General features: G+C 64.0%; 25 protein-coding genes, 1 tRNA gene, 1 pseudogene and 1 riboswitch. Of the genes and pseudogenes, 13 read left to right on the top strand and 14 right to left on the bottom strand.

Annotation, left to right across the window (positions count from 1 at the left end; all coding sequences use genetic code 11):
• Positions 1–22 precede the first annotated feature (22 nt).
• Both AC1RUK_RS07690 and AC1RUK_RS07685 read left to right on the top strand, forming a co-directional pair.
• Entirely contained in the window at positions 23–406 is a 384-nt protein-coding gene (locus AC1RUK_RS07690) for a RidA family protein (RefSeq protein WP_481836100.1), read from the top strand.
• A gap of 52 nt (positions 407–458) precedes the next feature.
• Positions 459–1,262, top strand: coding sequence for a creatininase family protein (locus tag AC1RUK_RS07685; RefSeq protein ID WP_481836101.1), 804 nt, complete (start codon positions 459–461; stop codon positions 1,260–1,262).
• Positions 1,263–1,381: 119 nt separating this feature from the next.
• Here the strand turns inward: AC1RUK_RS07685 and AC1RUK_RS07680 are convergent, their stop codons facing one another.
• Together AC1RUK_RS07680 and cobD are read right to left on the bottom strand one after the other, a co-directional pair.
• Positions 1,382–1,891: a tyrosine phosphatase family protein gene (locus AC1RUK_RS07680; protein ID WP_481840213.1), complete on the bottom strand. Its 510-nt coding sequence runs from the start codon at positions 1,889–1,891 to the stop codon at positions 1,382–1,384.
• Positions 1,888–2,943, bottom strand: coding sequence for a threonine-phosphate decarboxylase CobD (gene cobD, locus AC1RUK_RS07675; RefSeq protein ID WP_481836103.1), 1,056 nt, complete (start codon positions 2,941–2,943; stop codon positions 1,888–1,890). Before cobD ends, AC1RUK_RS07680 begins: the two co-directional genes overlap by 4 nt.
• On the opposite strand from cobD, the pseudogene cbiB reads away from it, so the two are divergent.
• Positions 2,942–3,926, top strand: a pseudogene (cbiB, locus tag AC1RUK_RS07670) (adenosylcobinamide-phosphate synthase CbiB). The gene cobD and the pseudogene cbiB overlap by 2 nt on opposite strands.
• A gap of 15 nt (positions 3,927–3,941) precedes the next feature.
• Here the strand turns inward: cbiB and AC1RUK_RS07665 are convergent.
• The 6 genes from AC1RUK_RS07665 to AC1RUK_RS07640 form a co-directional block, all read right to left on the bottom strand.
• Complete coding sequence (locus AC1RUK_RS07665; protein WP_481836105.1) at positions 3,942–4,256, bottom strand: hypothetical protein; 315 nt, start codon at positions 4,254–4,256, stop codon at positions 3,942–3,944.
• 26 nt (positions 4,257–4,282) lie between these two features.
• The gene (gene cobO, locus AC1RUK_RS07660; protein ID WP_481836106.1) at positions 4,283–4,897 is read right to left on the bottom strand and encodes a cob(I)yrinic acid a,c-diamide adenosyltransferase; all 615 of its coding nucleotides are present in this window, start codon (positions 4,895–4,897) and stop codon (positions 4,283–4,285) included.
• A gap of 1 nt (position 4,898) precedes the next feature.
• The gene (gene cobU, locus AC1RUK_RS07655; RefSeq protein WP_481836107.1) at positions 4,899–5,414 is read right to left on the bottom strand and encodes a bifunctional adenosylcobinamide kinase/adenosylcobinamide-phosphate guanylyltransferase; all 516 of its coding nucleotides are present in this window, start codon (positions 5,412–5,414) and stop codon (positions 4,899–4,901) included.
• Positions 5,407–6,189 (bottom strand): CbtA family protein, encoded by a 783-nt coding sequence (locus AC1RUK_RS07650; RefSeq protein ID WP_481836108.1) that lies wholly within the window; start codon positions 6,187–6,189, stop codon positions 5,407–5,409. Before AC1RUK_RS07650 ends, cobU begins: the two co-directional genes overlap by 8 nt.
• Positions 6,190–6,204: 15 nt before the next feature.
• Positions 6,205–6,384, bottom strand: coding sequence for a CbtB domain-containing protein (locus AC1RUK_RS07645; RefSeq protein ID WP_481836109.1), 180 nt, complete (start codon positions 6,382–6,384; stop codon positions 6,205–6,207).
• 36 nt (positions 6,385–6,420) lie between these two features.
• Positions 6,421–6,617, bottom strand: a riboswitch (cobalamin riboswitch).
• A 169-nt stretch (positions 6,618–6,786) separates the two neighbouring features.
• A complete protein-coding gene (locus AC1RUK_RS07640) occupies positions 6,787–7,479 on the bottom strand; it encodes a gamma-glutamylcyclotransferase (protein WP_481836110.1) in 693 nt (230 codons plus the stop codon).
• Between the two features lie 147 nt (positions 7,480–7,626).
• Here AC1RUK_RS07640 and AC1RUK_RS07635 point away from each other — a divergent pair, with 147 nt between their 5' ends.
• Positions 7,627–8,811 carry an aromatic ring-hydroxylating oxygenase subunit alpha gene (locus AC1RUK_RS07635; RefSeq protein WP_481836111.1) on the top strand — a complete coding sequence of 395 codons (1,185 nt, stop codon included), beginning with the start codon at positions 7,627–7,629 and terminating at the stop codon, positions 8,809–8,811.
• Here the strand turns inward: AC1RUK_RS07635 and AC1RUK_RS07630 are convergent.
• On the bottom strand, positions 8,803–10,002 hold the full coding sequence (locus AC1RUK_RS07630) for an MFS transporter (RefSeq protein WP_481840212.1): 1,200 nt from the start codon (positions 10,000–10,002) through the stop codon (positions 8,803–8,805). The genes AC1RUK_RS07635 and AC1RUK_RS07630 overlap by 9 nt on opposite strands.
• 257 nt (positions 10,003–10,259) lie before the next feature.
• Between AC1RUK_RS07630 and AC1RUK_RS07625 the strand changes: the two genes are divergently transcribed.
• Together AC1RUK_RS07625 and AC1RUK_RS07620 are read left to right on the top strand one after the other, a co-directional pair.
• Entirely contained in the window at positions 10,260–11,264 is a 1,005-nt protein-coding gene (locus tag AC1RUK_RS07625; protein WP_481836113.1) for an acetyltransferase domain-containing protein, read from the top strand.
• Positions 11,261–11,737, top strand: coding sequence for a methyltransferase family protein (locus tag AC1RUK_RS07620; RefSeq protein ID WP_481836114.1), 477 nt, complete (start codon positions 11,261–11,263; stop codon positions 11,735–11,737). Before AC1RUK_RS07625 ends, AC1RUK_RS07620 begins: the two co-directional genes overlap by 4 nt.
• Positions 11,738–11,898: 161 nt before the next feature.
• On the opposite strand, the gene AC1RUK_RS07615 is transcribed toward AC1RUK_RS07620, so the two are convergent.
• The 3 genes from AC1RUK_RS07615 to AC1RUK_RS07605 all read right to left on the bottom strand — a co-directional run bounded on the left by AC1RUK_RS07615 (position 11,899) and on the right by AC1RUK_RS07605 (position 14,269).
• Entirely contained in the window at positions 11,899–12,285 is a 387-nt protein-coding gene (locus tag AC1RUK_RS07615) for a MerR family transcriptional regulator (protein WP_006203215.1), read from the bottom strand.
• A gap of 140 nt (positions 12,286–12,425) precedes the next feature.
• Positions 12,426–13,844, bottom strand: coding sequence for a magnesium transporter (mgtE, locus tag AC1RUK_RS07610; protein WP_481836115.1), 1,419 nt, complete (start codon positions 13,842–13,844; stop codon positions 12,426–12,428).
• Between the two features lie 215 nt (positions 13,845–14,059).
• Entirely contained in the window at positions 14,060–14,269 is a 210-nt protein-coding gene (locus tag AC1RUK_RS07605) for a phosphatase PAP2 family protein (protein WP_481840301.1), read from the bottom strand.
• Between the two features lie 76 nt (positions 14,270–14,345).
• On the opposite strand from AC1RUK_RS07605, the gene AC1RUK_RS07600 reads away from it, so the two are divergent.
• The 7 genes from AC1RUK_RS07600 to AC1RUK_RS07570 all read left to right on the top strand — a co-directional run bounded on the left by AC1RUK_RS07600 (position 14,346) and on the right by AC1RUK_RS07570 (position 23,182).
• Positions 14,346–14,942, top strand: a complete 597-nt coding sequence (locus tag AC1RUK_RS07600) for a hypothetical protein (protein WP_481840211.1) — start codon at positions 14,346–14,348, stop codon at positions 14,940–14,942.
• Positions 14,943–15,294: 352 nt separating this feature from the next.
• Positions 15,295–16,026 carry a LuxR C-terminal-related transcriptional regulator gene (locus AC1RUK_RS07595; RefSeq protein ID WP_481836117.1) on the top strand — a complete coding sequence of 244 codons (732 nt, stop codon included), beginning with the start codon at positions 15,295–15,297 and terminating at the stop codon, positions 16,024–16,026.
• Positions 16,027–16,151: 125 nt separating this feature from the next.
• Positions 16,152–17,342, top strand: coding sequence for an aminotransferase class V-fold PLP-dependent enzyme (locus tag AC1RUK_RS07590; protein ID WP_481836118.1), 1,191 nt, complete (start codon positions 16,152–16,154; stop codon positions 17,340–17,342).
• Between the two features lie 14 nt (positions 17,343–17,356).
• Positions 17,357–18,319, top strand: a complete 963-nt coding sequence (locus AC1RUK_RS07585) for an HpcH/HpaI aldolase/citrate lyase family protein (protein WP_006203222.1) — start codon at positions 17,357–17,359, stop codon at positions 18,317–18,319.
• 18 nt (positions 18,320–18,337) lie between these two features.
• Complete coding sequence (locus AC1RUK_RS07580) at positions 18,338–19,522, top strand: malate--CoA ligase subunit beta (RefSeq protein WP_481836119.1); 1,185 nt, start codon at positions 18,338–18,340, stop codon at positions 19,520–19,522.
• A gap of 11 nt (positions 19,523–19,533) precedes the next feature.
• Entirely contained in the window at positions 19,534–20,433 is a 900-nt protein-coding gene (gene sucD, locus AC1RUK_RS07575) for a succinate--CoA ligase subunit alpha (RefSeq protein WP_481836120.1), read from the top strand.
• Between the two features lie 64 nt (positions 20,434–20,497).
• Positions 20,498–23,182, top strand: coding sequence for a phosphoenolpyruvate carboxylase (locus AC1RUK_RS07570; RefSeq protein ID WP_481836121.1), 2,685 nt, complete (start codon positions 20,498–20,500; stop codon positions 23,180–23,182).
• A 139-nt stretch (positions 23,183–23,321) separates the two neighbouring features.
• Here AC1RUK_RS07570 and AC1RUK_RS07565 read toward each other — a convergent pair whose 3' ends face one another.
• Positions 23,322–25,760 (bottom strand): GcvT family protein, encoded by a 2,439-nt coding sequence (locus AC1RUK_RS07565; protein WP_481840210.1) that lies wholly within the window; start codon positions 25,758–25,760, stop codon positions 23,322–23,324.
• A 281-nt stretch (positions 25,761–26,041) separates the two neighbouring features.
• Positions 26,042–26,126: transfer RNA gene (locus AC1RUK_RS07560), tRNA-Leu, on the bottom strand.
• Between the last annotated feature and the right edge of the window lie 45 nt (positions 26,127–26,171).

Below are 26,171 nucleotides of genomic sequence, written 5' to 3'. Positions count from 1 at the left end.
TGGCCGCAAACCGGAGATTGCCATGTTCAAATTCCTCACGCCGAAGTCGATCAAGCCACCCTTCGCCCGCTACAGCCATGGCGTCGAAGTGCCTGCCAGTAGCCGGCTGGTGCTGTGTTCGGGCCAGGTCGCTATCACCGCTGATGACCAGATCCCGGAGGATGCCGGCGCCCAGGCCGAACTCTGCTTTCAGAACATAGCGGCGATCCTCAGCGAGGCCGGGCTCGGGCTCCAGGACGTCGTGCGTATCAATGCCTATGTCACCGACCGCGCCTACCTCAGGCCCTATATGGACGTCCGCGACCGACTCTTCGCCAGCCCGGCGCCGGCCTCGACGCTGATGATCGTCTCCGGCTTCGCCCGGCCGGAATTCAAGGTCGAGATCGAGGTCATTGCCGCAGGATGATCGACAGGCGCTGTCTGGCGCGCTAGGTCTCGGTCACACGGAAGAGGCAAACATGACCGTTGCAAACAGACGCGTTTGGTGGGGCGACTACCGGACCACCGAATACGCCACGATCGACCCGGAGGCGACGATCGCCGTGCTGCCGGTGGCGGCGATCGAGCAGCACGGTCCGCATCTGCCGGTTTCGACCGACACCTCGATCATGAACGGCATGCTGGAAACGGTCATCGCCCGCCTTCCCGCCGATCTTGACATCCGCATCCTGCCTGTCCAGGCGGTCGGCAAATCGAACGAGCATTTGCATGCGCCAGGTACCCTCACCCTCCCGGCGACGACCCTGGTCGATGCCTGGACCGAGCTTGGCCTGTCAGTCGCCAGGGCCGGCGTGAGAAAGCTGGTCGTCGTCAACTCGCATGGTGGCAATGAGGAGATCATGGGCATCATCACGCGCGAGTTGCGCGTGCGCGCCAGGATGCTGGCGGTGAAGACGAGCTGGCAGCGCTTTGGCCGCCCAGCCGGCATGTACACCGAGCTCGAGGACCGTCACGGCATCCATGGCGGCGATGTCGAGACCTCGCTGATGCTGCACTTCCGCCCGGATCTGGTCGACATGGGCAAGGCCGACAATTTCGTTTCCAACGTCAGCCGCGCCGAAAAGGAATTCGCGCTGCTGCGCCACACCGGCACGCATGCCTTTGCCTGGATCGCCAGCGACCTCAACCCGAACGGCGTGGTCGGCGACGCCAGCATCGCCACGGCCGAGAAAGGCCGGCTGACCGCCGAGCATCAGGCCGACGGTTTCATCAGCCTGTTGAAGGATGTCCGCAAGGCAAAGCTCGCCGACTGGCTGGCATAGAGCAATTCCAGGAAAAGTGTGAAACGGTTTTCCGTCCGGAATTGCGTCAAAACAAAGAGATAGAGCGGTTCGGCGTTTCCGTGAAACGATGAACCGCTCTAGAAAAGTCCTGCGAGGCGTTAGCCATCGATCTTGAGCTCGAAGGGCTTGCCCTCAAAAGCGTCGGCGCCGCGCCCGATCGCCTCTATCGCCTCGATCATGCGGCCGTTTCGGTCGAGCAGCGCATCGGCGACGGCGATCAGCCGCGGGTTGGGCGTCGCCGAGGGCGACAGCGCACGCAGCGTCTCAGCCAACTCAACCTCGTCGCGCTTCGGCGCAAGTGCCGCCGCGATGATATAGGCCGAGGCGGTCGACCGGCTGATGCCGGCATAACAATGGACGACCATGGGCTTCATGCGATCCCATTGGCGCGCGAACTGGAGCAGGTTGCGCACGTGCTCCTCGCCCGGCATGGTCATGCCTTCCTGGGCCACCGCAATGTCGTGCATCACCAGATGCAAATGGTTCTCCCTGGCGATCGAGGCCGGGCGTATCACTTCGGTGCCGGCGGCAAGCAGCGAGAGCAGACGCTCGGCGCCGGTTCTCGCCACGATCTCCTCGACTTTCGCCAGCGAACAGACATGGATCATCGCGCGATCTCCTTCGGCCCATCGTCGCGCCGTGCGGCCCAGTCGGCAAGCGCCGATTCGAGCCGCCGCCATTCCTCGTCGGAACCCGGCAGCCCGGCGCGCAGCACCTGTGGCCGGTCGGCAAAATGCCGAAGCAGCACGCCGCGCGCGCCAAGCGCCGAAAACAACTCGGCCGAATCGGACAGCCGAAGATATCGGAACAGCGTCGTTCCGCCGACGACAGGCACATCGAAGCGGCCGAACAGCGCGTCGAGCCGCGCCGCATCCTGCGCCAGGCGCTGCCGCATGGTGGTCTGCCAATCCGTGTCGGCCAGCGCACGGATGCCGTAGTCCAGCGCCGGACCGGCGACCGCCCAGGGGCCCAATTGCGCCTCCAGCCTGTCGACGGTCAGCGTGTCGGCCAAGGCAAAGCCGAGCCGCAGGCCGGCAAGGCCAAAGAACTTGCCGAAGGAGCGCAGCACCACGATACCACCCTGCCCGACATCGCCGGCCAGGCTTTCGGCGCGTGGGCCGACATCCATGAACGCCTCGTCGACGACCAGCAGCCCGCCCTTGGCGTGCAATCTTCCGGCGAGCTCGAGCAGCCGGTCGCGTTCGACGACGCGCCCGTCGGGATTGTTGGGATTGACGACGATGGCGAGATCGGCCCCGGCAAGCGCCTCGAAATCGTCGACCTCCGCCGCCGCATGGCCGGCGATCGCGGCGGCGCGCTTGTGCTCGGCATAGGTCGGCCCGAACACCAGAGCCTTGCCGGGACTCACCAGCGAGGCGACACGCGGCAACAGGATCTGCGTGCCCGGTGCCGCCGCCACATACGCCGCCGACGGCGCACCATAGGCGCGCGCCGCGACCTCGGCCAGTTCACGAGCTCGCGCGGTTTCAGGCAACCGTGACAGGGTGGTAGCGGGCAATTCGAAAAGCGGATAGGAGTGCGGATTGATACCCGTCGAGAGGTCGACGAAAGGCTGTGGCGCGTGAGGGAAGAGCGTGCTCGCCCGGCCAAGGCTTCCGCCATGATCCACCGCTGCCATCGCTCCATCAAGAAGCTTCATGTCGATCCTGATTGCCTTCCTGTCGCTAGCCATTGAACGCACCCTGGGTTACCCGGACGGGCTGTTCCGCGCCATCGGCCATCCCGTCACCTGGTTCGGCAGGCTGATATCCTTTCTCGACCGCAGGCTCAACCACGCCACTGATTCCGACGCGCTGCGTCGCCGCCGGGGCGTCAAGGCATTGCTGGTCATCGTTCTGGTGCCGGCGGCCATCGCTTTCGCCGTGCAAATCCTGCTCTGGCAGATCTTTCCCGCCGGCCTGCTCATCACGGCAATTCTGGCATCGTCGCTTCTGTCGCAGAAGAGCCTGGCCGAGCATGTCGAGGCAGTGGCCGATGCGCTCGATACAGGCGGGCTGACGCTCGGCCGCATCGCCGTCTCGCGCATCGTCGGCCGCGATCCGGAAAAGCTCGACAAGCCGGGCGTTGCCCGCGCCGCGATCGAGAGCCTGGCCGAGAATTTTTCCGACGGCATCGTCGCACCCGCCTTCTGGACCGGTGTCTGCGGGCTGGCCGGCGGCGTCGCCTACAAGGCCGCCAACACCGCCGAATTCGATGATCGGCCACCGCACCCCGCGCCACGAGGCCTTCGGTCGGGCGGCCGCTCGTTTCGACGATTTCATCAACCTGCCGGCCTCCAGGCTGACGGCGCTGCTGATCGTGCTTGCCGCCTTCATCGTCAAAGGCGCCGATCCGAGCGGCGCCTGGCAGGCCGTGCGGCGCGACGCGAGAAGGCACCGCTCGCCCAATGCCGGCTGGCCGGAAGCGGCAATGGCCGGCGCGCTCGGTCTGGCGCTGGCCGGGCCGCGCAGCTACGGCGGCGGCGTCGTCGACGATGCATTCATGGGCGAAGGCGGCCGGCGCGAGGCCGACAGCACCGATATCAGGCGGGCGCTGAAGCTCTACCGGATCGCCGACTATCTGCTGATAGCGCTGTTTGGAGTGATCTCGGCGATCGTCATCGTTGCGTCAACGTCGGGATGATCCGGAAACCCCGAGCTACCAAGTAACTCGGACTTCCCTTGCGCTTGAATCAGCTGCCTCGCCAAACCTTTTGATCGCGTACCCACCGGCGGCGGCGGGAGAAGATTTCAATACAGGTTCTATCACGACAAAAAGCCGTTCGGCATCTGGCCCGTACATGTAGAGGATGCATTTGCCGTCGCCAAACTCGTCGCCATCAAGCTCACCGACCGAAGCGCTCCCGACGACTTGCTCCAGCCGATCTTCCAGTGCGAGAATGGATGCTCGTTCTTGCGACGTTCCAAACTGACCGTCACTGAGAAGAAGATAGACGATCACTGCTTGTTCCAACAGACTACCCTCCTGCTGCCAAGCGATCAGAACTCGATCCCTTGCTGCGCCTTCACGCCGGCCGCGAAATGGTGCTTGGTCAGGCCCATCTCGGTGACGAGGTCGGCAGCCTCAACCAGCGCCGGCTTGGCGTTGCGTCCGGTGACGACCACGTGCAGGTCTACACGTCGGCCTTTCAGCGCCGCGACCACACCGTCGAGATCGAGATAGTCGTAGCGCAGCGCGATGTTGAGTTCGTCGAGCACCACAAGGCTGATCGACGGATCGGCCATCAGCTCGAGCGCCCTTGCCCAGGCGGCCTCGGCGGCGGCGATATCGCGCTTCAGGTCCTGCGTTTCCCAGGTGAAACCCTCGCCCATCGCATGCCAGACGACGCGGTCGCCGAACGCCGCAAAGGCCTCTTTTTCACCGGTATGCCATTTGCCTTTGATGAACTGGACGACGCCGACGCGCTTGCCGTAGCCGAGCATCCGCAGCGCCAGCCCGAACGCGGCGGTGGTCTTGCCCTTGCCCGGACCGGTGTTGACGATCAGCAGCCCCTTCTCGATCGTCTTGCCCGCCACCTCGGCGTCCTGCACCGCCTTGCGCTTGGCCATCTTGGCGCGATGGCGTTCCTCGTCCTTGGGATCGATATCGGTCATCTCATTTCACCTTCAGCGGCAGCCCCGCCACCATCAGCAGCACCGTGTCGGCAACTGCGGCGACCTGCTGGTTGAGGCGGCCTGCGGCGTCGCGGAACCGGCGGGCAAGCGCATTGTCCGGCACGATACCCTGGCCGACTTCGTTGGACACCACGAACCACGGTCCGCGCGGCCGCGACAGCGCGTCCGCCAGTTGCCGGCATTGGGCGTCAAGATCGTGTTCAGCCAGCATATGGTTGGTCAGCCACAGTGTCAGGCAGTCGATCAGCACCGGCCGGCCATCGGGCAGAGCTGCGAGCGCGCCGGCCAAGTCGAGCGGCGCATCGATGGTCGTCCAGCCTTCGCCACGCCGCGAGCGGTGCAGCGCGATGCGTTCGCGCATCTCCTGGTCATAGGCTTCAGCGGTGGCGATATAGGTCCAGGGCGCCGGCCCTGCCGTCACCAAGGATTCGGCATGCGCGCTCTTGCCGGAGCGCGCACCGCCGATGATGAAGGTCAATCCTTTGCGATCAGGCAAAGCTGTCGCGCAGGCTGGTCGCCGTTCCGGTGAAGCGTCCGCGCACCACGCCAACGACGGCGCCGAGCACCAGCCAGAACACCAGATTGGTCACCGTCACCGCCACCACGAACTGGTGATGCAGACCTTCGGGGATCGGCGTCTCGAAGCTGTCCGGCTGCGGCGCGCCGACAATATGCGGTGCCACGATCAGGACCACGGCCAGGATCGCCAGCGGCAGCGACTTGCGGAAGGCGATCAGACCGAGACCGGCCGCCGTCGCCGCCACCGTTGCCCACCACCAGATCTGGCGCTGGGCGAGGTCGGCAGCCGGCATCGCCGGCAGTTCGGGCGGCAGGCCAAGGTTGGGCGCCAGCGTGAACACGGCAAAGCCGGCCAGACCCCAGAACACGCCCTGGCGCCAATTGCCGATGCCACCGGCGAGCTCGGAAACCGCAACCAGGATCAGCGCGAAGCCGATGCCGGTCACAACATTGGCGACGACACTGAAGGCGAAGCGCTCGAAGCCGTCGGCTGGCGCCCAGCCTTCGTCCTCCGCCGGAGCGGCCGCCTCAGTCGGCGCCGGTGCGGCGCTGCTCATGGCATTGGTGTCCGTGGCGCTCGCGGCGGGCGCTGCTGGCGCGGCGGCATGCTCGTGGCCGCCGCCGGCCTGTTCATAGACTTCCGCCTTGAGAATGAGCGGCACGGTGGCATAGGCCTGCATGCAGGCGAGAACGACGCCGGCCACAAGCCCGGCGATCGCCGCGATGAACACGACGTTGCGAAACAGGTTCATGATGTCAATTCCTCGTCAGTGGCAGGGAAACGCCATCGAATGGCGGTAGTCGTGGGCGGCATTGTGGACCGCATCGATGTGCGAGAAGCCGACAAAGCCAACGACGAAAATGCCGAGAAATGCAGCAAGCGCCAGCTGCATGAGGCGCGACTGCGAGGAGACGGAAGCGCCGAGTGAGACCGAAGCGGTATTCATATCTTGTCCTTTCGCCCTCCACCCGAGGGCACAGAAGTCAGTTCCCTGTCGCCGGCAGGTCTCCTGGCTCGCGGATCAGCACCCTTCCCCACCTTCCCGAAGAAAAATCTCCAGTGGCTTATGGGGAGGACTACCGCACACAGTTGCGGGGGCAGCCACGGCATCGGGCAACAATTCAGCCCTCACCGCATTCCCTCTTGGTCCCTAATGGAACCGACGACAGGGCGCGACTATAGGCAGAATCACTGCCTCCGGCAAACCAAATTCCGCCCGTTACCAGCGCGAATGCGCCACCTAAGGCGCATCGCGCCGAAACGGATTCAGCCGACGCGCTTTAGGTCTTTGTTTTATGCATGTCGTTTTCCCAAAACCGCTGCGCACTTTTGGGCGACATGCAGTAGGTCAGCGATCCGACATGGCGATCCGCTCGGCCACCAGGTGCTGCAGCCGCCACAGACGGGAATCATGAATGCCGCGCTGCTCCAGGTTCTTGACCGTGTTGTAGAGATAGTCGGCGCCGGATCCCCAGTGCCCGCACGACATCGCCAGCCTTTCGACCACCTCGTCCTCGTCGAGCGGCCCGGCATAGGTGGTGCCCTTGCGGTTGATGACGAAGGCCAGCACCCGCAGTGGGCCGCTGTCGCTCGCAACCCTGAGCACGCGCGGATGGTAGCTGGTCGGCTTCAGCGTCACTTCGCGCCGCAAAAGCTTGTCGAGTTGCCGGCGCCGATCGTCATTGCCCAGCCGGAAGGCGACGCCCTTGCATTGCCCGCCGCGATCCAGCGCCATCATCAGGCCGGGCTGATCCTTGGTGCCGCGCCAGCGGGTCATCTTCATGCAGAAGGAGCGGTGCCAGCCGCGCGCCACCGCGACCCGCTCCTCGACATGGTCGATTTCGGGTTTCCAGATCAGCGAACCGTAGCCGAACAGCCAGAGCGGCCCGGTGGCAGGCAGTTCCGTCTCCAGCGCGTCCACCATCGCCTCATAGTCGCCGTCGTCCAGATGCGCCGCGTCCGGGTCCGGTCCGCTATCCTCGACCGCGCGAAAACAGCGGGCGACCAGCTCTTGCGTGAGCGACATCGTTCTTGCGGACATGACCTGCAACCTCGGGCGACCGGCCGGAATGCCGGAGCGGGATGGACCGACCTTAAAGTTCGCCATTGCGCGCCACAATGGCGGCCGTGCACGGCAATTGACAAAGGCTCCAGCCGGGTGTCGGCTGCGCCATCCAGGGAGCCGGCCATGCAGCCCGATCAGACCGAACGCGACCTCTACAATGGCTTGACGCGGCTCGAGCCGACGCTGCCGTCACCGACCTATTGGGACGCCGAGGCCTACGGGCGCGACCTCGACGCCATCTGGTACAAAAGCTGGCTGCTGGTCTGCCGCGAGGCAGACCTTGCCCAGCCGCTGGCATTCAGGACCTTTCGTGTCGGCACCCAGGAGATCGTCGTGCTGCGCGACGAGACCGGCGAATTGCGTGCCTTCCACAACACCTGCCGGCATCGCGGCTCGCAGCTTTGCCAGGAGAGCGAGGGGCGGCTGAAGGCGCGGCTGATCACTTGCCCCTACCACGCCTGGTCCTATTCACTGCGCGGCGATCTCGTGCGCGTGCCCTCGAAATCGCTGCCCGAAGGCTTCGACAAGGCCGATCACCCGCTCTACCGCGTGGCGCTGTCGTTGTGGCGCGGCTTTGTCTTCATCAATCTGGCCGAAGATGCAGACGGCTCGGCGGAGGCTTCCTTCGATCCCGCTTCTGGCAACCTCGCCAACTGGCCGCTGGAGGCATTGGTCAGCGGCCATGTGCTGCGCAAGGTGATGAACTGCAACTGGAAGATCTTTTGGGAAAACTTCAACGAGTGCCTGCACTGCCCCGGCGTCCACAAGGACCTGTCGCGGCTGGTACCGATCTATGGACGCGGCCTGATGGGCCGGCACGACGACCCCGAATGGGCCCGTCACGCCGACAATGACGCGCCGGAATTTTCCGGCGGCCTGCGCGCCGGAGCCGAGACATGGTCACGCGACGGCCAAGTCCATGGTCCGGTCTTTGCCGGCCTGACTCCGGCCGAGCGCGCCGCCGGCCAGACTTACGCCACCAACCTGCCGTCGATGTTCATCGTCGGCCATGTCGACTATGTCCGCACGGTGCGGCTGGCGCCGCTCGGCCCGGAGCGGACCGAGCTCACCGCCGAATGGCTGTTTCCAGCCGAAGTGCTGGCGGCGCCCCAGGCCGACATCGACAACATCGTTGCCTTCGGAAGGCAGGTGCTGGAAGAGGACGCGGCGATCTGCGAGGTCAACCAGAAAGGCCTGCGCTCGCTGCGCCACGCGGCCGGCGTGTTGATGCCCGAGGAGTATGACCTGCATCGTTTTCACGAGTGGGTGCGCGAACGGCATGCGGCGCGTGTGCCGCAATCAAAGTGACTTGGGCAAATAGCGCCAGGTGACAAAACCGCAGGCAGCAGCCAGCAGGCCGAGCGTGGCGAAGACCGAGCCCAGGCCAAAAAACGCCAGCACCACCGAGTAGACCAGCGGCGGCGTCAGCTCGGAGAAGTCGAGATAGGTGCGATAGACCGCCGCCATCTGCGCCCTCTCATAGAACCTGACCGAGCGCATGAAGGCGGTCGAGCCGATTGCGTCGAGCGCGATAGTGAAGAAGGCGCCGCACAGCAGGAAGGCACCGGCGAGCAACGGCGCGGTTTCGCCGACAGCACCCGCCGTCAGAAGCATCGCCGACATGGCGAAATAGGCGAAGGTCATTGTCCGCCAGCCGCCGTAGCGCTTTCCGGCCTTGCCCCAGAAAATCGCCGTGAACAGAAGCGCATTGCCGGCCGACACCAGCAGACCGCCGGCGAGTTCGCCCTCGCCGGTGATCACCATGAACAGCGGCCCGTAGACGAAGAACGTCGTCCAGAAGCATGAGCGGCCGAAGGCGATGAGCCAGGCGAGCCTCAGCCTGGGCTGCGCGACGAAGCGGCCGATATTGGCGAGCGGATTGGCCGGCCGGCTCTTGCCGGGGCGGATCGATGGGTTGTCGCCGAGCCGGTAGGTCCAGAACAGCACCAGCAGCGCCGAGGCAAAGACCACGACCGCGCCATGCGCTGCATAGATGCCGAAGCTGGTGTAGAGGAAGATTCCCAGCGTCGGCCCGCCGGTCCAGGCGAACATCGACCAAGCCATGCGCAGCGATTCCGCCTGCATGAAGTCGGTCTTGCGGATGTGGTCCATGATGTAGAGGTTGAGCGTGATCGACAGCGCACTGGCACCCATGACGCGGCAGAGCATGCCGATGAGCTGCCCGGTCAGCGTATGCGTGACGAAGAACAGCGAGCCGATGGCGAGCAGGCAGGCGCCGGCGGTGTAGACCCAGCGCCGGGCAAAGCGGCGGATCAGCATCGGCATGAACAAGGTCACCGAAAGCCCGAGCAGCGCCACGATCGTGTAGAGCATCGAGACGATCTGCTCGTTGTGCAGGATCTCGTAGGCCTGGATCGGGATGACGCTGGAAATCGTGGCGCGCGCGAAGGATTCGACCGCATAGAGCGAGGCGAAGGTGCGCGCATCCGCCGGCCTGAGAGCCGGAAGCCAGATCGGATGACGCACATGAGTGGACATTCGCCCTCCGGCGGTGGAATCGCCGGCCAATCTGGTCCTGACGACGGTTGCTCGGTAGCAGGAAATCGACCCGCTCAGGCCGAAAAGCGAAACCGGTCAAAGGCTTTCCGCCGCTGGCCTAAAGCGAATTCCGACGCGGCCTCTAACCGGAAGGAGGAAAGCCAAACGGGGAATTGACGCAGATGCGGCGGCCCGCCTTCTTTTGCCCGGTGCAACCGTGATAGTCGTTTGGCACCAGTGAATCGGAATGCAAGCCCATGAGCCTTCAAACGCCGGCAGAACCCGTTCAGGACCCGTCGAAGCCGAGGCGCATCACAACCATCGACATCGTGCGCGGCATCGCGCTGCTGGCCATGGCGAGCTACCATTTCACCTGGGATCTCGAAAATTTCGGCTATACCGATCCCGGTCTCACCGCCTTCGGCTGGTGGAAGATCTATGCGCGCTGCATCGCCTCGACCTTCCTGTTCCTGGTCGGCGTCAGCCTGTTCCTCGCCCATGGCAGGCAAATCCGCTGGCCGGGTTTCTGGAAGCGTTTCGCCATGGTCGCCGTGGCCGCGATCGCCATATCGGCCGTCACCCACTTCGCTACGCCGGGCGGCGTCATCTTCTTCGGCATCCTGCATGAGATCGCGCTGGCCAGCCTGCTCGGCCTTGCCTTTCTGCGGCTGCCGGCGCTGCTGACGATCGTCGTTGCGGCGCTCGTCATTGCAGCGCCATTCTATCTGCGATCCGAATTCTTCGACCATCCGGCGCTGTGGTGGGTCGGCCTCTCGGCCACCAATCCGCGCTCCAACGACTATGTGCCGCTGTTCCCATGGTTCGGCGCCGTACTCGCGGGCATAGCCGCGGCGAAACTTGCTTCAACGTCCGGCTTGCTGGCCCGGCTCGCCAACCTTGCGCCCGGCCGCTGGTCGAACCCGCTGGTCTTCATCGGACGGCACAGCCTCGCCTTCTATCTGATCCACCAGCCCTTGCTGTTCGGCGCCGTCTGGCTGTTTTCGCAGATCGCGCCGGCGCCGGTCGAAACGCGCGAAGTGAGCTTCCTGAAATCCTGTCAGATATCCTGCGAGCAGCAGCGCGACACGCAGTTCTGCTCCAGCTATTGTGTCTGCATGCTCGATACGCTGCAGAACGAAGCGACATTCGACCGGCTCTACAACGGCGACCAGACCCCGGAATTCAAAGCACATCTGGGCGATCTCGCCGGTGTCTGCACCGCCAAGACCGACAGCACGTTGATGGAGGGAGGCCAACAATGACCGACGTTACGCCAAAACCCGGGCTCATCCCATGGCCGCCGCTGATCTATGTCGCGGCAATCATCATCAGCGTCGTGCTCGGCCTGCTCTATCCGCTGCCATGGATCGGCGACCTCCTGGGCGAGATCCTCTTCGCCGCCGGCTGGGTAGCGCTGTTCGGCGTCGCCGCGCTGTGGTTCACCGCCATCCGCGTCATGCTGCGGGCGAAGACGACATTCAATCCGAATGCCGTGCCGGACCATCTGGTCACCTCCGGCCCCTTCTCCGTCAGCCGCAACCCGATGTATCTCGCCAACACGCTGCTTTTGATCGGCGTCGCCTTCATCACGGGGATCGCCTGGTTCCTGCTCATGGGCTTCATCGCTGCCTTCGCAACGCAGAAGATGGCGATCGAAAAGGAGGAAAAGATCCTGGCGGCTAAATTCGGCAAGAAATACCGGGATTACGCGAAACGCGTGCGGCGCTGGATTTGAGTTCAGGGCTCGCCGAGGCCGTTTTCAGAATTCGCTCTGGGGAGCCAGATAGAGCGGCTTTCGAGAACCGGAGCGGAGCGTACATTTGGGTACCTGAGCATCGGAAGCGCAGAAAACCACGCTAGGTGGCCGCCGGAGTAGAATTATCAAAACGGCCGCGCTCAGGTGTTGACGCCGAGCTCTACCAGCCGCTCGACGCACGACTCTTCGGCCTGGTCGAGTTCGGCCAGCGTCTCCTCGAGGTCGCGGCGCTTCTGCCTGAGATCCTCGCGCTTTTCCTCGATGCGCTTGATCATCAGCTTGAGCTGGCCGACCTCGCCGGGCGGCTCCTTGTACATCTGGATGATTTCGCGGATCTCGTTGATCGAGAAGCCGAGTCGTTTGCCACGCATGATCTGACGGATCAGATGCCGGTCCGACGGACGAAACAGCCGGGTGCGGCCGCGCCGCACCGGCTGCACCAGGCCCTCGTCCTCATAGAAGCGCAGCGTCCGCGTCGACACGTCGAATTCGCGGGTCAGTTCGGTGATCGAATAATATTCCCGCATTCTCGCTCCCAATGCCGAATGGCCGGGACGCCCGCCATGCGCAGCCGCCTGCCATCCCAATCAAACCCGTCCGTGCCGGAGTCGGCATGGAACCCCGCACGAGCCTCGCACGGCATTTACGTAAAAGTCAATTGAGCGACTTATCCCGCCCCGGCGCCCAGATGCAACCACCATGTGGCAAGGCTGAGGAAGGCGAGGAACCCGATAACGTCGGTAATCATCGTCGTGAAGATCGATGACGAAATCGCCGGATCGGCGCCGAGCTTGTCAAGGAACAGCGGAATGAGGATGCCGCCGAGTGCCGCGGCCAGCATGTTGACGATCATGGCGGCGGCGATGACGAGACCGAGATCGGGATTGTTAAACCAGAGGCCGGCGACCAGTCCGAGGATCGTCGCAATGACCATGCCATTCAGCATGCCGACCATGACCTCGCGGCGAATGACGCGACCGGCATTGTAGATATCGAGGTCGCGTGTGGCGAGCGCGCGCACGGTCACTGTCATCGTCTGCGTGCCGGCATTGCCGCCCAGCGAGGCGACGATCGGCATCAGCGCGGCAAGAGCCACCATTTCCTCGATCGTCGCACCGAACATGCTAATGACGGAGGCCGATATGAAGGCCGTGCCGAGATTGACCAGCAGCCAGGGCACGCGCGAGCGCGATGTCGCCGCGACCGTGTCCGACAATTCCTCGTCGCCGACGCCGCCCATTCGCATCAGGTCCTCCTCGGCCTCCTGCTGGATGACGTCGACCACGTCGTCGATGGTCAGCACGCCGACCAGCCGCTCGTTCTCGTCGACGACGGCGGCGGAGAGAAGGTCGTACTGTTCGAATTCCCGCGCCGCCTCTTCCTGGTCCATGGTGGCGGGGATGGCATGCCTTGTCTCATGCATGACCTCCTCGACCTTCACCGCGCGCTTGGCGCGCAATATCTGGTCGAGATCGATGGCGCCAAGCAGCTTGAAGCTCGGATCGATGACGAATATCTGGCTGAAGCGGTCGGGAAGATTCTTGTCCTCGCGCATGTAGTCGATGGTCTGGCCGATGGTCCAGAACGGCGGCACCGCGACGAATTCCGTCTGCATGCGGCGACCGGCCGTCTCTTCCGGATAGTCCAGCGAACGCCGCAGCCTGATCCGCTCGGTGAACGGCAGCTGCGACAGGATCTCGTCCTGATCCTCCTGGTCGAGGTCTTCCAGAATGTAGACGGCGTCGTCGGAATCGAGCTCCTGCACCGCTTGCGCGATCTGCTCGTTGGGCAAATTGTCGACGATGTCGAGGCGGATCGCCTCGTCGACTTCGGTCAGCGCGGAAAAGTCGAAATCGGAGCCCAACAGCTCGACCAGCGCGCGGCGCTGCTCGGGATGAAGCGCTTCAAGCAGATCGCCGAGTTCCGACTGGTGCAGGTCGCCGACTTCGCGCTTCAGCGTCAGCGTGTCGCGATCGGCGATCGCCGCGCCGATCTGCGCCAGGAACGACGACTGCAAGGCGCCGTCTTCGCCATAGATGTCAGCGTCCTCAACAGACCGGGCGTCCTGTTCGTTCTGGCCTTCCACAAGCGCCTCCCGCTATTACGATTCCGGAAAGGGTGCTTGTCAGGTCTAGAGCATGATCCCGAAAAGTGGAAACCGGTTTTGGCAAATTCCGGTGCTCGGACAGAAGATAGGGCGGCGGCACGATTCGGCTTGAGAAGCTTTTGCTCTAACGCATGGGAATATCAAGCGAAACGCGCCCTACCCCGCGCGTATCGAAATCGGCAATGCGGCGCTTGCTATTCGCGCACGAGGCGCCCGGTCGCCCACCAGATCACTGACACCACAGCGATGGCGAGGTAGCCGTCAACAGCGTAGTGCCAACCGGTATATACCGACCCGTACATGATCAGGGCCGCGAAGATCCATCCGGCAGCGCCGACCCAACGGTTTAGGGAAGACAGAAAAAAGGCATTCAACACAACAAGGGCCACATGCAGGCTGGGCATGGCCGAAATGCCGCCCCCCATGCCTGTATTTCCTGTCGTATAGAGCATCAAAAGATAGTCGGCATATTCGCGCACGATGACGCTCGAACTCGAGGCTGGACAGGGCGACCCGCAGACCATTGAAGCGATCGCCGCCGACAAAGTGGTCGTAGTAGATGGGACCAGCCGACGAAAGCAGAAGCGCCAGCAAGGTGCCGACGATCGAGATGGTCAAGGCTACTGCCCAAAGATAGCGGATGCGTGCAATCGGGTTCGACCACATGCCCACCAACAGGATCGTGCCGAACCATTGCGCGAACCAAAGCACCTCATAGGCATTGAAGGTGAAAAGCGCCCACAGCTCATTGTCGAGGCGATGCGCCAGTTCCCAGGGTGCCGTCCCGTGTATCCACTCGTCCAGATCGGCAAACCAGGTGTCGGCGTAAAACGGAAGGACCGTCGGAATCAGGATCTTGAAGTTGGAGAACGCCGTCACGCCGGCGAGAAAGAACAGGAGCACCGGCAGGCAGTTCCACCACCGTGTCCGAACCCAGTTGATTGCATATTTCGTCGGCGCATCCCGGCCAAAAAGGAGCCCCGCGACGGCGGCGCCGCCAACCAGCAATATCGGGACCGCACGAGCGAACTTGTCGACGTAGATTTGGCCAAGAGTGAGAAAAGTCAGCGGACTTAGGAAAAATGAGATCAGCACATATGTGCCGATGAAGAAGGCCAGTCTCACCGACCATTTGCCGGCCGGACTGTAGTCCGAGACTTCAGAAGTTAAGGACATGCTGATCCGCCGAAATTGAACATGCGTGACCGGAGGCTGCAGGTCAGCAATAGCGCGTCGACCTTACATTTGAGTTACTGAGCGATCCGGGCTGCGCAGCGAAATCCAACTATTTTCCGCTACGTCAGGCCAAGGTCGATAGCCTGCCGCGTGACGCGAACCGGGTTCAAGCAGCGCGACAATGCATGTCGCTGGGGAAAGAGCACCCATTTGCCATTGGGGCAGAATTGCCGTTGCGGGATCCAGAGACGCGATGGAACCCGCCAACGTCCGCAAATTGGTCCAGAGCAACCGGAAGCCCTTGAAGATCAAGCCGCAGAGAACGAACCAGGCAATCGGCGAGGGGCGCGTTCGCGTCGTCGTCGCCGAACGCAATCCGCTCGTGGTATCGGCGCTGCGCGAGATGCTGGAATGCGACGGACGCTTCGCGTTTTTCGGCTCCGTCCAAAGCGGCAGGCAGTTCCTGGACCTGGCGGCAGAGCCGCAATTCGACGTCGCAGTCATCGGCTGGAAGCTCGCCGACATGGACGGCGCCGATGTCCTGGCGGAAATCCAGAGCCGCAGGCTCGACGTGCGGATCACGGTGTTTTCCAACGACCATGATATCGGCATCCTCAAGCAATGCGTGCGGCTCGGCGCGCATGGCTATTGCTTCCAGTTCGACGACCCGCCGATCATCTTCGAGACCATCCTGGCGGTCGCGCATGGCCGCATCTGCATCCCTTATATCGACATCAACAAGGTCAACGACACGCCGCTTTCGCAGCTCACGGTTCGCGAGCGCGAGCTTCTGGCGGTGCTTTCCGACGGCTGGACCAACCTTCAGATCGCAACGCGGACAGGGATTTCCGAGAACACGGTGAAGTACCACCTCAAGAATCTCTACGACAAGCTCGACGTCCGCAACCGGGCGATGGCTGTCGCGCTCTATTCGAGCGAGAAGCGCCGTAGTCAGAGCAGCCATTCGGGTAGGCCGACCGGGTAGGCCAACCGGGTAGGCTTGCCCCACCCGCGCGCGGCGAGATCTTACCCGACAAGGTGTTGTTGCCGGCCGCCGTAAAAACGAGACTCCCCTCATCAGTTTTGCTGGATCAGAGGAGAGTTCGCAGCATGGCCGGCTTCACCCATCTTTTCATTCCGGGGCCAACCAACATCCCCGAACAGGTCCGGCAAGCGATGAACCTTCCGATGGAGGACATGCGCGCCGCCTCGTTCCCCGATCTCACCCTGCCGCTGTTCGAGGACATCAAGAAGGTCTTCAAGAACGAAACCGGCCGCGTCTTCATCTATCCCTCGTCCGGCACCGGCGCCTGGGAAGCGGCGATGACCAATGTGCTGAGCCCCGGCGATCGCGTGCTGATGTCGCGCTTCGGCCAGTTCTCGCATCTGTGGGTCGACATGGCCGAACGCCTCGGCTTCGAGGTCGACGTGATCGACTGCGAATGGGGAACCGGTGTCCCGCTCGACCTCTATGCGGAGAGGCTCAAGGCCGACAAGGCGCACCGCATCAAGGCGGTTTTCTGCACGCAGAACGAGACCGCCACCGGCGTCACCAGCGACGTCGCCGGCTGCCGCGCCGCGCTCGACGGCGCAAACCACCCAGCGCTGCTCTTCGTCGACGGCGTATCGTCGATCGGCTCGATCGATTTCCGCCAGGAGGAATGGGGCGTCGACTGCGCCGTCAGCGGCTCGCAGAAGGGCTTCATGTTGCCCGCTGGTCTCGGCTTCCTGTCGGTCAGCAAGAAGGCGCTGGTCGCCTCTCGCACCGCAACCCACAGGCGCTGCTTCTTCTCCTTCGAGGACATGATCCGCGCCAACGAAGCCGGCTATTTCCCTTACACGCCGGCGACGCAGCTGCTGCGCGGCCTGCGCGCCTCGCTCGACCTGATCGCCGAGGAAGGGCTGGACAATATCTTCGCTCGCCACCATCGCCTCGCCGAAGGCGTGCGCAAGGCCGTCGACGCCTGGGGCCTGAAGCTTTGCGCCAAGGCGCCGAAATGGCACTCCGACACGGTCAGCGCCATCCTCGTGCCGGAAGGCATCGACAGCGGCGACGTCGTCAAGCAGGCGTACCAGAAGTACCAGACCTCGCTCGGCGGCGGCCTCAACAAGGTGTTCGGCAAGGTCTTCCGCATCGGCCATCTCGGCTGGCTGAACGAGGTGATGGTGCTGGCCTCGCTGTCGGCGGCGGAGATGGCGCTGCTCGATTGCGGCGTCAAGCTGGCGCCGGGTTCCGGCGTCGGTGCTGCGATCGCGCATTTCCGCCGCTCGCCGCAGTCCGCCATCGCCGAAGCCGCCTGATCCCGGAGCGCACCATGAGCCACACCATCAACCACCTGAAGAAACTGAGGCTGCAGCGCAGCGAACTGGCGGTTCCAGGCTCCAGCCCGGAAATGATCGACAAGGCGGCGAACAGCGCCGCCGACTTCGTCTTCCTCGACATCGAGGACGCCGTTGCCCCGCCGGACAAGGAACGCGCCCGCAAGAACATCATCCAGGCCCTCAATGACATCGACTGGCGCGCCAAGGGCAAGACCGTTTCGGTGCGCATCAACGGCCTCGACACCCATTACATGTACCGCGACGTGGTCGACGTGATGGAACAGGCCGGCGACCGGCTGGACACCATCCTGGTGCCGAAGGTCGGCGTTCCGGCCGACCTCTACATGGTCGAGGCCATGGTCAACCAGATCGAGATGGCCAAGGGTTTCAAAACCCGCGTCGGCCTCGAAGCTCTGATCGAGACAGCACTCGGCATGGCCAATGTCGAGGCGATCGCCGCAACGCCTGGCCGGCTGGAGGCGATGCATTTCGGCGTCGCCGACTATGCCGCCAGTTGCAAGGCGCGCACCGTCAACATTGGCGGCCTCAACCCTGACTATCCCGGCGACCAGTGGCATTTCGCCCTGTCGCGCATGACCGTTGCCTGCCGGGCCTACGGCCTGCGCGCCATCGACGGACCGTTCGGCGATTTCTCCGATCCGGAGGGCTACATCGCCGGCGCGAGGCGCGCCGCGGCATTGGGCATCGAAGGTAAATGGGCGATCCACCCCTCGCAGATCGCGCTCGCCAACGACGTCTTCTCGCCGCCGGAAAAAGAGGTCACGCGCGCCAGGCGCATCCTCGAAGTGCTGAAGGAGGCCGAGGCGGCGGGCAAGGGAGCGGCGGCGCTCGACGGCAAGATGATCGACGCTGCGTCGGAGCGCATGGCGCGGAATGTTTTGGTGGTCAACGAAGCGATTGAACGCGCCAGCCAGTCACGCGTCGCCACGCATTGACTGTTCAGGGAGGACAAAATGGACATCCACGAATATCAGGCCAAGGAACTGCTCGCCCGACATGGGGTCCATGTTCCGCGCGGCGGCCTCGCCTACAGCCCCGAGCAGGCGACCTATCGTGCCAGGGAAATCGGCGGCGGCAAATGGGTGCTGAAGGCGCAGGTTCATTCCGGCGCCCGCGGCAAGGCCGGCGGCATCAAGCTGTGCGCCAATGACGAGGAGATCTCCAACGCCGCCGAAGCCATGCTCGGCCGCAAGCTGGTGACCCAGCAGACCGGGCCGCGCGGCAAGCTGATTTCCAGGCTCTACCTCGAAGAAGCCGTCGACATCGCCCAGGAGCTCTATGTCGGCTTCGTCCTCGATCGCAAGGAGGAGCGCGTCATGATCGTGGCGTCGGCCGCCGGCGGCATGGAGATCGAGGATATCTCTGAAAAAAAACCTGATTCCATCATCCGCGCCACCGTCGATCCCGGCGTCGGCATGCAGCGCTTCCAGGCGCGCGAGATCGCCTTCGGGCTGGGTCTCGACCAGAACCTGATCGGCAAGGCGACCGAAACCATCTTCAGCTGCTACCAGGTCTTTCGCGACTACGACGCCTCGATGCTGGAGATCAATCCGCTGGTGGTGACCCGCGACGGCAACCTCGTCGCGCTCGACGCCAAGATGTCGTTCGACGAGAACGCGCTGTTCCGCCGGCCGGAAATCTCCGAGTTGCGCGACAAGAGCCAGGAGGATCCGCGCGAGACTTTCGCCAGCGACCGCGGCCTCTCCTATGTTGGCCTCGACGGCAATATCGGCTGCATCATCAATGGCGCCGGCCTCGCCATGGCGACGATGGACATGATCAAGATCGCCGGCGGCGAGCCGGCCAACTTCCTCGACATCGGCGGCGGCGCCTCGCCCGAGCGGGTGGCGAAATCGTTTCGCGCCGTGTTGGGCGACAAGAATGTCGAGACCATCCTGGTCAACATTTTTGCAGGCATCAACCGCTGCGACTGGGTTGCCGAGGGCGTCGTCAAGGCGATCCGCGAGGTCGGCGTCAACGTGCCGCTGGTGGTGCGGCTGGCCGGCACCAAGGTCGAGGAAGGGCGCCGCATCCTGGCCGATTCCGGCGAGTCGGTGATCGTCGCCGAGACGCTTGCCGAAGCCGCCGAAAAAGCCGTCGCCGCCTGGCGCGCGGCCGCCAAGCAAAAAGCAAACTGAGGGGTCGAGAAATGGCAATTCTGCTCAATCGCAGCACGCGCGTCATCGTCCAGGGTTTTACCGGCAAGATCGGCAGCTTCCATGCCGGGGACATGAAGCGCTACGGCACCAAACTGGTTGGCGGCGTGACACCCGGCAAGGGCGGACAGAAGCATCTCGGCCTGCCGATCTTCAACACGGTCAAGGGCGCGGTGCGCGAGACCCGCGCCGAGGCCAGCATCGTCTTCGTGCCGCCGCCCTTTGCCGCCGATTCCATCATGGAAGCCGCGGATGCCGGCATAAAGCTCTGCGTCTGCATCACCGACGGCATTCCCTCGCAGGACATGATGCAGGTCAAGCGCTACATGCTGCGCTACCGCTTCGAGGACCGCATGCGGCTGATCGGGCCGAACTGCGCCGGCGTGATCACGCCCGGACAGGCGCTGATGGGCATCATGCCGGGCAACATCTACCTGCCCGGCCGCGTCGGCATCGTCGGCCGCTCGGGCACGCTCGGCTACGAGGCCGCCTCGCAGATGAAAGCGCTCGGCATCGGCGTCTCGACCAGCGTCGGCATCGGCGGCGATCCGATCAACGGCTCGTCCTTCAAGGACATGCTGAAGCTGTTCGAGCAGGACGACGACACCGACGCCGTGGTCATGATCGGCGAGATCGGCGGGCCGCAGGAGGCCGAAGCCGCGCTCTGGGCGCGCGACAATATGCGCAAGCCCCTGATCGCCTACATCGCCGGTCTCTCCGCGCCGAAAGGCCGACGCATGGGCCATGCCGGCGCGATCATCTCGGCCTTTGGCGAATCGGCGCAGGAGAAAGTCGAAATCCTGAAAGAGGCCGGTGTCGTCATCGTGCCGACGCCGTCGTCCTTCGGCGAGGTCGTGGCCGAAACGCTGTCCCGGACGAAGAAGGCCGCGTGATCGCCGCCCTCGATTCAGGGCGCGGCTACGGCGGCAATCGATGCGGACGGAATGGGAAAGCGGTTTGGAACAGAGCAGACGCATCAGATTTCGTGAGGACGAGCGCAGCCTTTTGTTGCGCTTGCTGCTCCAGGTCGCAAGCGCGCGCGAGCCCGAGATCGCCGCCGTTCTGAGCGGACGCAGGTCGCTTGTCTCCCTCGCCGTGGAGCAGCGCATCCCGGCGCTTCAGGCGAGCGGCGTATGGTTCCAGTTGCTGACGATTGCCGACGAATTGCTTGCCATGCGGGCGCGTCGCGAACTCGAACAAGGCGCGGGTGTCGACGAAGTGCCCGGATCCTTCGCTAGCGTGATCGCGCAGATGGCAGCGAACGGCCACTCAGCGACGAAAGTCCAGGCGGCGCTCGACGAGCTTTGCGTCGGCCCGACCATGACCGCGCACCCGACGGAGGCCAAACGCGTCACGGTGCTGGAGATCCACCGCCGTATCTATCGCAAGCTGACCGAGCTCGACCAGCCGCGCTGGGCGCCGCGCGAACGCGATCTGTTGGTCGCCGATCTGGAGAGCGAGATCGAGCTTCTGTGGATGACGGGCGAGCTACGACTGGAGCGCCCGACGGTTGAACGCGAGATCGCCTGGGGCCTGCATTTCTTTCGCGAAGTCATCTTCGAGGCGACGCCGCAGCTCTATGGCAAGCTTCAAGGCGCCTTCGAGCGTCACTATCCGGGAGAGCCGGTCAGAATTCCCTCCTTCATGCGCTACGCGTCGTGGATCGGCGGCGACCGCGATGGCAATCCAAATGTGACGGCCGCAGTCACAGCCCATGCCATGGCCGAATACCGCAATGCCGCCATAGGCTGGTATCTGACGCAGATGCAGCGGCTGGTGAAGGTGCTCAGCGCCAGCTCGAACGTCATTGACCTGCCGGCCAGCTTCAAGCCGGTGCTGCAAACGGCGCTTGATAAAAGCGGACAGGCGCACGTGATCGCCGCCCGCAACCCCGACGAACCGCTTCGCCAGTTCGCTTCGGCCTTGCTTGCCCGGCTGGTGGCCACGCGCGACGGCGGTGCAGCGGCGTACCTCTCGGCGGAGGCGTTTCGTGCTGATCTGAACGGGCTGACTTGCGTTCTCGAAGCGATCGGAGGGCGCGCGGTAGCCGGGCGTTTCGTCCAGCCTCTGCTTTGGCAAGTCGGAAGCTTCGGCTTCCGTACAGTCTCGCTCGACATCCGGCAGAACTCCACGGTCGTCAACAGGGTGCTGGCCGAGCTTTTTGCGCTGACAAATCCCGCCGATCCGGTCGGAGTCGGCACGCCGCAATGGTCGGAGCGCATTCGCGCAGCCATCAGCCAGGGCGAGCGGCTGGAGATCGACGCAGACCGGCTCTCGCCTGAAGCAGGTGAACTGCTTTCGACATTCTCCGTCATCCGCGAGCACATCTCGAGCTCGGATGCCGACGCTGTCGGCTCTTTCGTTCTCAGCATGACCCGCTCGACCGACGATCTGCTCGCGGTCTATCTGCTGGCGCAATATTGCGGACTTTCAACCGCGCCCGGTGGCGGCGGCACAATCAGGCTGCGGATCGTGCCATTGTTCGAGACCATCGCCGATCTACAGGCCGCCCCTGGCATCCTGAATGGATTGCTAGAAGTTTCGCTCGTGAGGCGGACGGTGCGGGATTTCGGCGCGCGCCAGGAAATCATGCTTGGCTATTCGGATTCCAACAAGGACGGCGGTTTCCTGGCTTCCAATTGGGAACTGGCAAAAGCGCAAAAGCGCCTCGCCGCCGTCGGGCGCAAGCACAACGTCAGGATCAGTTTCTTTCACGGTCGCGGCGGCTCCGTCAGCCGTGGCGGCGCGCCGACCGGCCGGGCGATCGCGGCACAGCCGCAAGGCACTGTCGCCAGAACCATGCGGGTGACGGAGCAGGGCGAGGTCGTATCGTCGAAATTCGCCAATCGCGGCACCGGCCTCCACCAGCTCGAGGTTCTCGCCGCCGGCGTGCTGGCCCACAGTGTCGGATCGCCCGGTGATGTCGAGCCGAAGGAAACGCCGGAGTTCGACGAAGCGCTGGAAGCGCTGGCAGGCATGTCGCAGGCATCCTATGCCAGGCTGATGGCTGAGCCCGGCTTCCTCGATTATTTCAACCAGGCGAGCCCGGTCGCGGAACTGGCGCTCCTGAAAATGGGCTCAAGGCCGGATCGCCGTTTCGGCGCCGGCGGCATTGCCGACCTGCGCGCCATTCCATGGGTGTTCGCCTGGAGCCAGAACCGTCATCTGTTGACCGGCTGGTATGGTATCGGCAGCGCACTCAGCTCTTTCGTCGCGGTGCGCGGCGTGGCCGGGCGCGAACTTCTGGCCCGCATGTTCGAGCACTCGCGCTTCTTCCGCCTGATCGTCGACGAGGCCGAGAAGACACTTTACCAGTCCGACATGGAGATCGCGCGGCTCTACGCCGGCCTGGTGGCCGACAGCGATGCGGCCCGACGAATCTATGCCCGCATCGCCGCCGAATACGAGTTGACGCGACGCCTGATTGGTGACCTCACGGGAGGCGATCTTTCCGCGCGCTTTCCGATGTTCAAGCGACGTTTCGACAATCTGCGGCGACAGATGGACGACATTCACCGGCTGCAGGTCGATCTGCTGCGTGAAGTTCGGGCAAATACCGCCACGGCGGATCAAAAGCGGGCGACCGACGCCCTGCTCGTATCGATCAATTGCATCTCGGCTGGCCTTGGGTGGACGGGATAGGCCCGGTTTTCGCCGAGCTACCGACGTCACCTCGCGTCATCGTCCGAGGCTGATCGTCCACGGCGCGGATGAAGGAAGGCGGCGTGATTCCGCGCCTCCGTCGTCAGTTTTTAGCCTGAACTACTGTGCTCCGGGGTCCTCACATGCGCCCGCGCGCGCCCTCCGGGTCATAGGGAGAGTCGGCGATCACCTTTGCCGGACGGCGCTCGCCGAGGATTGAAACCTCGAGCGCCGTGCCTGGCGTCCCGAACTCCAGCGGCAGCAGCGCCAGCGCTATGTCGTGGCCAAACGTATAGGAGTAACCCGCCGACGTGACGCGGCCGACCAGCTTGCCATCGCGATAGACGCCCTCATAGGCAAAGGCGCTCGCCCCGTCCGTGTCGATGGACAGCGTGACGATCCGGCATGCCGGGCCCTGCTTTTGCTTCGCGGCCAGGGATGCGCGGCCAATGAAGTCTCCCTTGTCGAGCCTCACGAAGCGGTCGAGGCCGCTCTCCCAGGCCGACAGTTCGAGGTTCATGTCGCGGTACATGGCGCGGAAAGACTTGTCGAGACGCAGCGATTCCAGCGCCTGCAGCCCGACCAGCCTGAGCCCGTGCTCCTCACCTGACGCCAGAAGCGCATCCAGCAAGTGCCGCTGATAGCAGAGCGGATGATAAAGTTCCCAGCCGAGTTCGCCCGAATAGTTGACGCGCATCAGCCGCACGTCGCTGGCAAGGCCGACGGTGGCCGACTGCACGCTGAACCAGGGGAAAGCCTCGTTCGACAGATCGATCTCGGTCAGCGGCTGCAGCACGTCGCGCGCCCTGGGCCCGACCACGGTGAAGCTGCCGCGATCGTTGGTGACGTTGCGCAGCTGCACGCTGCCGTCCTTCGGCAGCAGCCGGTTGAGGTCGTCATAGTTCCAGCGCTCGGCGCGCGGCGTCGAGACGAGATAGAACAGGTCGCTCTGCAATCGCGCCACCACATATTCGGCCTGCACGCCGCCGGCCGGCGTCAGGTGATGCGCAAGCGCGATGCGGCCGGGGCGCGGCAAGCGATTGGCAAGGATCCCGTCGAGCCAGCGCTCGGCGCCCGGGCCGCTGACTTCGAACTTCGTCATCGGCGTCATTTCGACCAGGCCGACGGCTTGGCGGACGGCCTGAACCTCCTCGCCGACATAGGTGCCCTTGGCGGTCCAGCGCCAGCTGTACGAATTGCGGGCCTCGACGCCCGAGGGCGCGAACCAGCTTGGCATTTCCCAGCCGTTCAGCACATCCCACACCGCGCCAAGCTGGGTCAGGCGGTCGTAGGACGGAGCCGTTTTCTGCGGTCGTGCCGCCGGCATGTCCTGGCCCGGATAGTGCTGTGCCGCGTGGCTACCCCAGGCTTCCTTCACCTTCTCCCGGGTCCAGCTCTTGTTGGCATAGTCGCCGAAGCGCCGCGGATCCAGTTCCGCCGTGTCGATGCTGTTGCCGCCTTCGACAATCCGCTCGGAGAGATAATGGCCGATCGCTCCGCCCCACAGGATGCCACCCGGTACACCTTCGGCGAGCCAGACATTCTGAAGTCCCCAGGCCGGCCCCATCAGCGGCAGCTCATCGGCCGTCATCTGGAAAGGCCCTCGCACATTCCTTTTTATGCCGACGCGCCCGAGCGCGGGCACCAGCTCCGTTGCCCGCTCCCAGTTCCAGGAAACGGCGTCGAAATCCTCATCGAGCAGGTCGGCACCGAACCATTCCGGCACGCCGTTCTCGGCAAACAGCTTGAGCTGTTCGGTGCGCTCATAGGGGCCGAACATCAGCCCGTCCCCCTCTTCGCGCAGATAGCCCTCGTAACCCTCGTCCCTGAGGATCGGCATTTCCGGAAGGCCCTGTCGCTTGCGTTCCACGACCTCGGGCACCGCGTCGGTGATCCAGTACTGATGCACGATCGGGATTGCAGGAATGTCGAGGCCCAGCATGGCGCCGGTCTGGCGCGCATAATTGCCCGTGGCAAGGATGACGTGCTCGCAGACGATGTCGCCGCGGGAGGTCTTGACCTTCCAGTCGCCGCCCGGCATCCGCTCGAAACCCGTCACTTCGGTGCCGAGATGGATCTTTGCGCCGAGATCGCGCGCGCCCTTGGCCATGGCCTGGGTCACGTCCGCGGGCGCGATGTGGCCGTCATCGGGATGGTAGAGAGCACCCAGCATGCCGCTGTTGTTGAGGAGCGGCCAGATCTCGTGCGCCTCGACCGGCGATACGATCCGCGCCCGTACGCCCTGGGCCTCCGCGACGTCCATGTAGCTGCGGTACTCATCGAGCCGGTCGCGCGTGTTGGCAATGCGCAGCTGGCCGCATTTGTGCCAACCCACCTTCTGGCCGGTCTCGACCTCGAGGCCCTCATAGATCTCGATGGATTTGGCGATCATGCGGCCGACGTTGAGGCTGCGCGCATAGGAGGGTATGAGCCCCGCCGCATGCCATGTCGAACCGGCTGTAAGCTGCGTCCGCTCGAGCAGCGCGACATCGCTCCAGCCGCGCTTCGCCAAGCCGTAGAGAATGCCTGCGCCGACACAGCCGCCACCGACGACCACGGCACGAACGTCAGTCAACATACGCGATGCCCCTGGATGAGATTGTCATGAGCCATATAGGCAAGCGCGACACTGCCAGTCACGCAATTTGCGGCGCCGGCGCTTTTTCCTTGCAGGGTTGCCGCAGGCATCAATCCGGGTTCGATTTCGACCCATCAACGCACCTACAAAAAGCCGGTCGGGGCTTGGTATGTGGCGCGATTAGCGGCACAAAACGGGGCGTTTGCGCAAGTCCGGCAAAATCGAGTGTGGAAATTATGCTGTCAAAACAACGCGCTAGGCGCAAAAAGCGCGAAAAATTCTGGTGCGGTCGAGAAGACTCGAACTTCCACGGGTTGCCCCACAGCGACCTCAACGCTGCGCGTCTACCAATTCCGCCACGACCGCACGTGGTAGGAGCCGGAACGAACCGGCTCGGGGCCTGTAGCAAAT

The sequence above is a fragment of the Mesorhizobium monacense genome, from assembly GCF_056781675.1.
Note: the sequence above shows the minus strand (reverse complement) of the source record. Positions and strands in the feature narration are given on the sequence as shown.

Coding starts and splice junctions, on each gene's coding strand:
- AC1RUK_RS07690 (WP_481836100.1), top strand. CDS start 23: ATGTTCAAATTCCTCACGCCGAAGTCGATCAAGCCACCCTTCGCCCGC.
- AC1RUK_RS07685 (WP_481836101.1), top strand. CDS start 459: ATGACCGTTGCAAACAGACGCGTTTGGTGGGGCGACTACCGGACCACC.
- AC1RUK_RS07680 (WP_481840213.1), bottom strand. CDS start 1,891: ATGATCCATGTCTGTTCGCTGGCGAAAGTCGAGGAGATCGTGGCGAGA.
- cobD (WP_481836103.1), bottom strand. CDS start 2,943: ATGAAGCTTCTTGATGGAGCGATGGCAGCGGTGGATCATGGCGGAAGC.
- cobO (WP_481836106.1), bottom strand. CDS start 4,897: ATGACCGATATCGATCCCAAGGACGAGGAACGCCATCGCGCCAAGATG.
- AC1RUK_RS07650 (WP_481836108.1), bottom strand. CDS start 6,189: ATGAACCTGTTTCGCAACGTCGTGTTCATCGCGGCGATCGCCGGGCTT.
- AC1RUK_RS07645 (WP_481836109.1), bottom strand. CDS start 6,384: ATGAATACCGCTTCGGTCTCACTCGGCGCTTCCGTCTCCTCGCAGTCG.
- AC1RUK_RS07640 (WP_481836110.1), bottom strand. CDS start 7,479: ATGTCCGCAAGAACGATGTCGCTCACGCAAGAGCTGGTCGCCCGCTGT.
- AC1RUK_RS07635 (WP_481836111.1), top strand. CDS start 7,627: ATGCAGCCCGATCAGACCGAACGCGACCTCTACAATGGCTTGACGCGG.
- AC1RUK_RS07630 (WP_481840212.1), bottom strand. CDS start 10,002: ATGTCCACTCATGTGCGTCATCCGATCTGGCTTCCGGCTCTCAGGCCG.
- AC1RUK_RS07625 (WP_481836113.1), top strand. CDS start 10,260: ATGAGCCTTCAAACGCCGGCAGAACCCGTTCAGGACCCGTCGAAGCCG.
- AC1RUK_RS07620 (WP_481836114.1), top strand. CDS start 11,261: ATGACCGACGTTACGCCAAAACCCGGGCTCATCCCATGGCCGCCGCTG.
- AC1RUK_RS07615 (WP_006203215.1), bottom strand. CDS start 12,285: ATGCGGGAATATTATTCGATCACCGAACTGACCCGCGAATTCGACGTG.
- AC1RUK_RS07605 (WP_481840301.1), bottom strand. CDS start 14,269: ATGCCCAGCCTGCATGTGGCCCTTGTTGTGTTGAATGCCTTTTTTCTG.
- AC1RUK_RS07600 (WP_481840211.1), top strand. CDS start 14,346: ATGACGCTCGAACTCGAGGCTGGACAGGGCGACCCGCAGACCATTGAA.
- AC1RUK_RS07595 (WP_481836117.1), top strand. CDS start 15,295: ATGGAACCCGCCAACGTCCGCAAATTGGTCCAGAGCAACCGGAAGCCC.
- AC1RUK_RS07590 (WP_481836118.1), top strand. CDS start 16,152: ATGGCCGGCTTCACCCATCTTTTCATTCCGGGGCCAACCAACATCCCC.
- AC1RUK_RS07585 (WP_006203222.1), top strand. CDS start 17,357: ATGAGCCACACCATCAACCACCTGAAGAAACTGAGGCTGCAGCGCAGC.
- AC1RUK_RS07580 (WP_481836119.1), top strand. CDS start 18,338: ATGGACATCCACGAATATCAGGCCAAGGAACTGCTCGCCCGACATGGG.
- sucD (WP_481836120.1), top strand. CDS start 19,534: ATGGCAATTCTGCTCAATCGCAGCACGCGCGTCATCGTCCAGGGTTTT.
- AC1RUK_RS07565 (WP_481840210.1), bottom strand. CDS start 25,760: ATGTTGACTGACGTTCGTGCCGTGGTCGTCGGTGGCGGCTGTGTCGGC.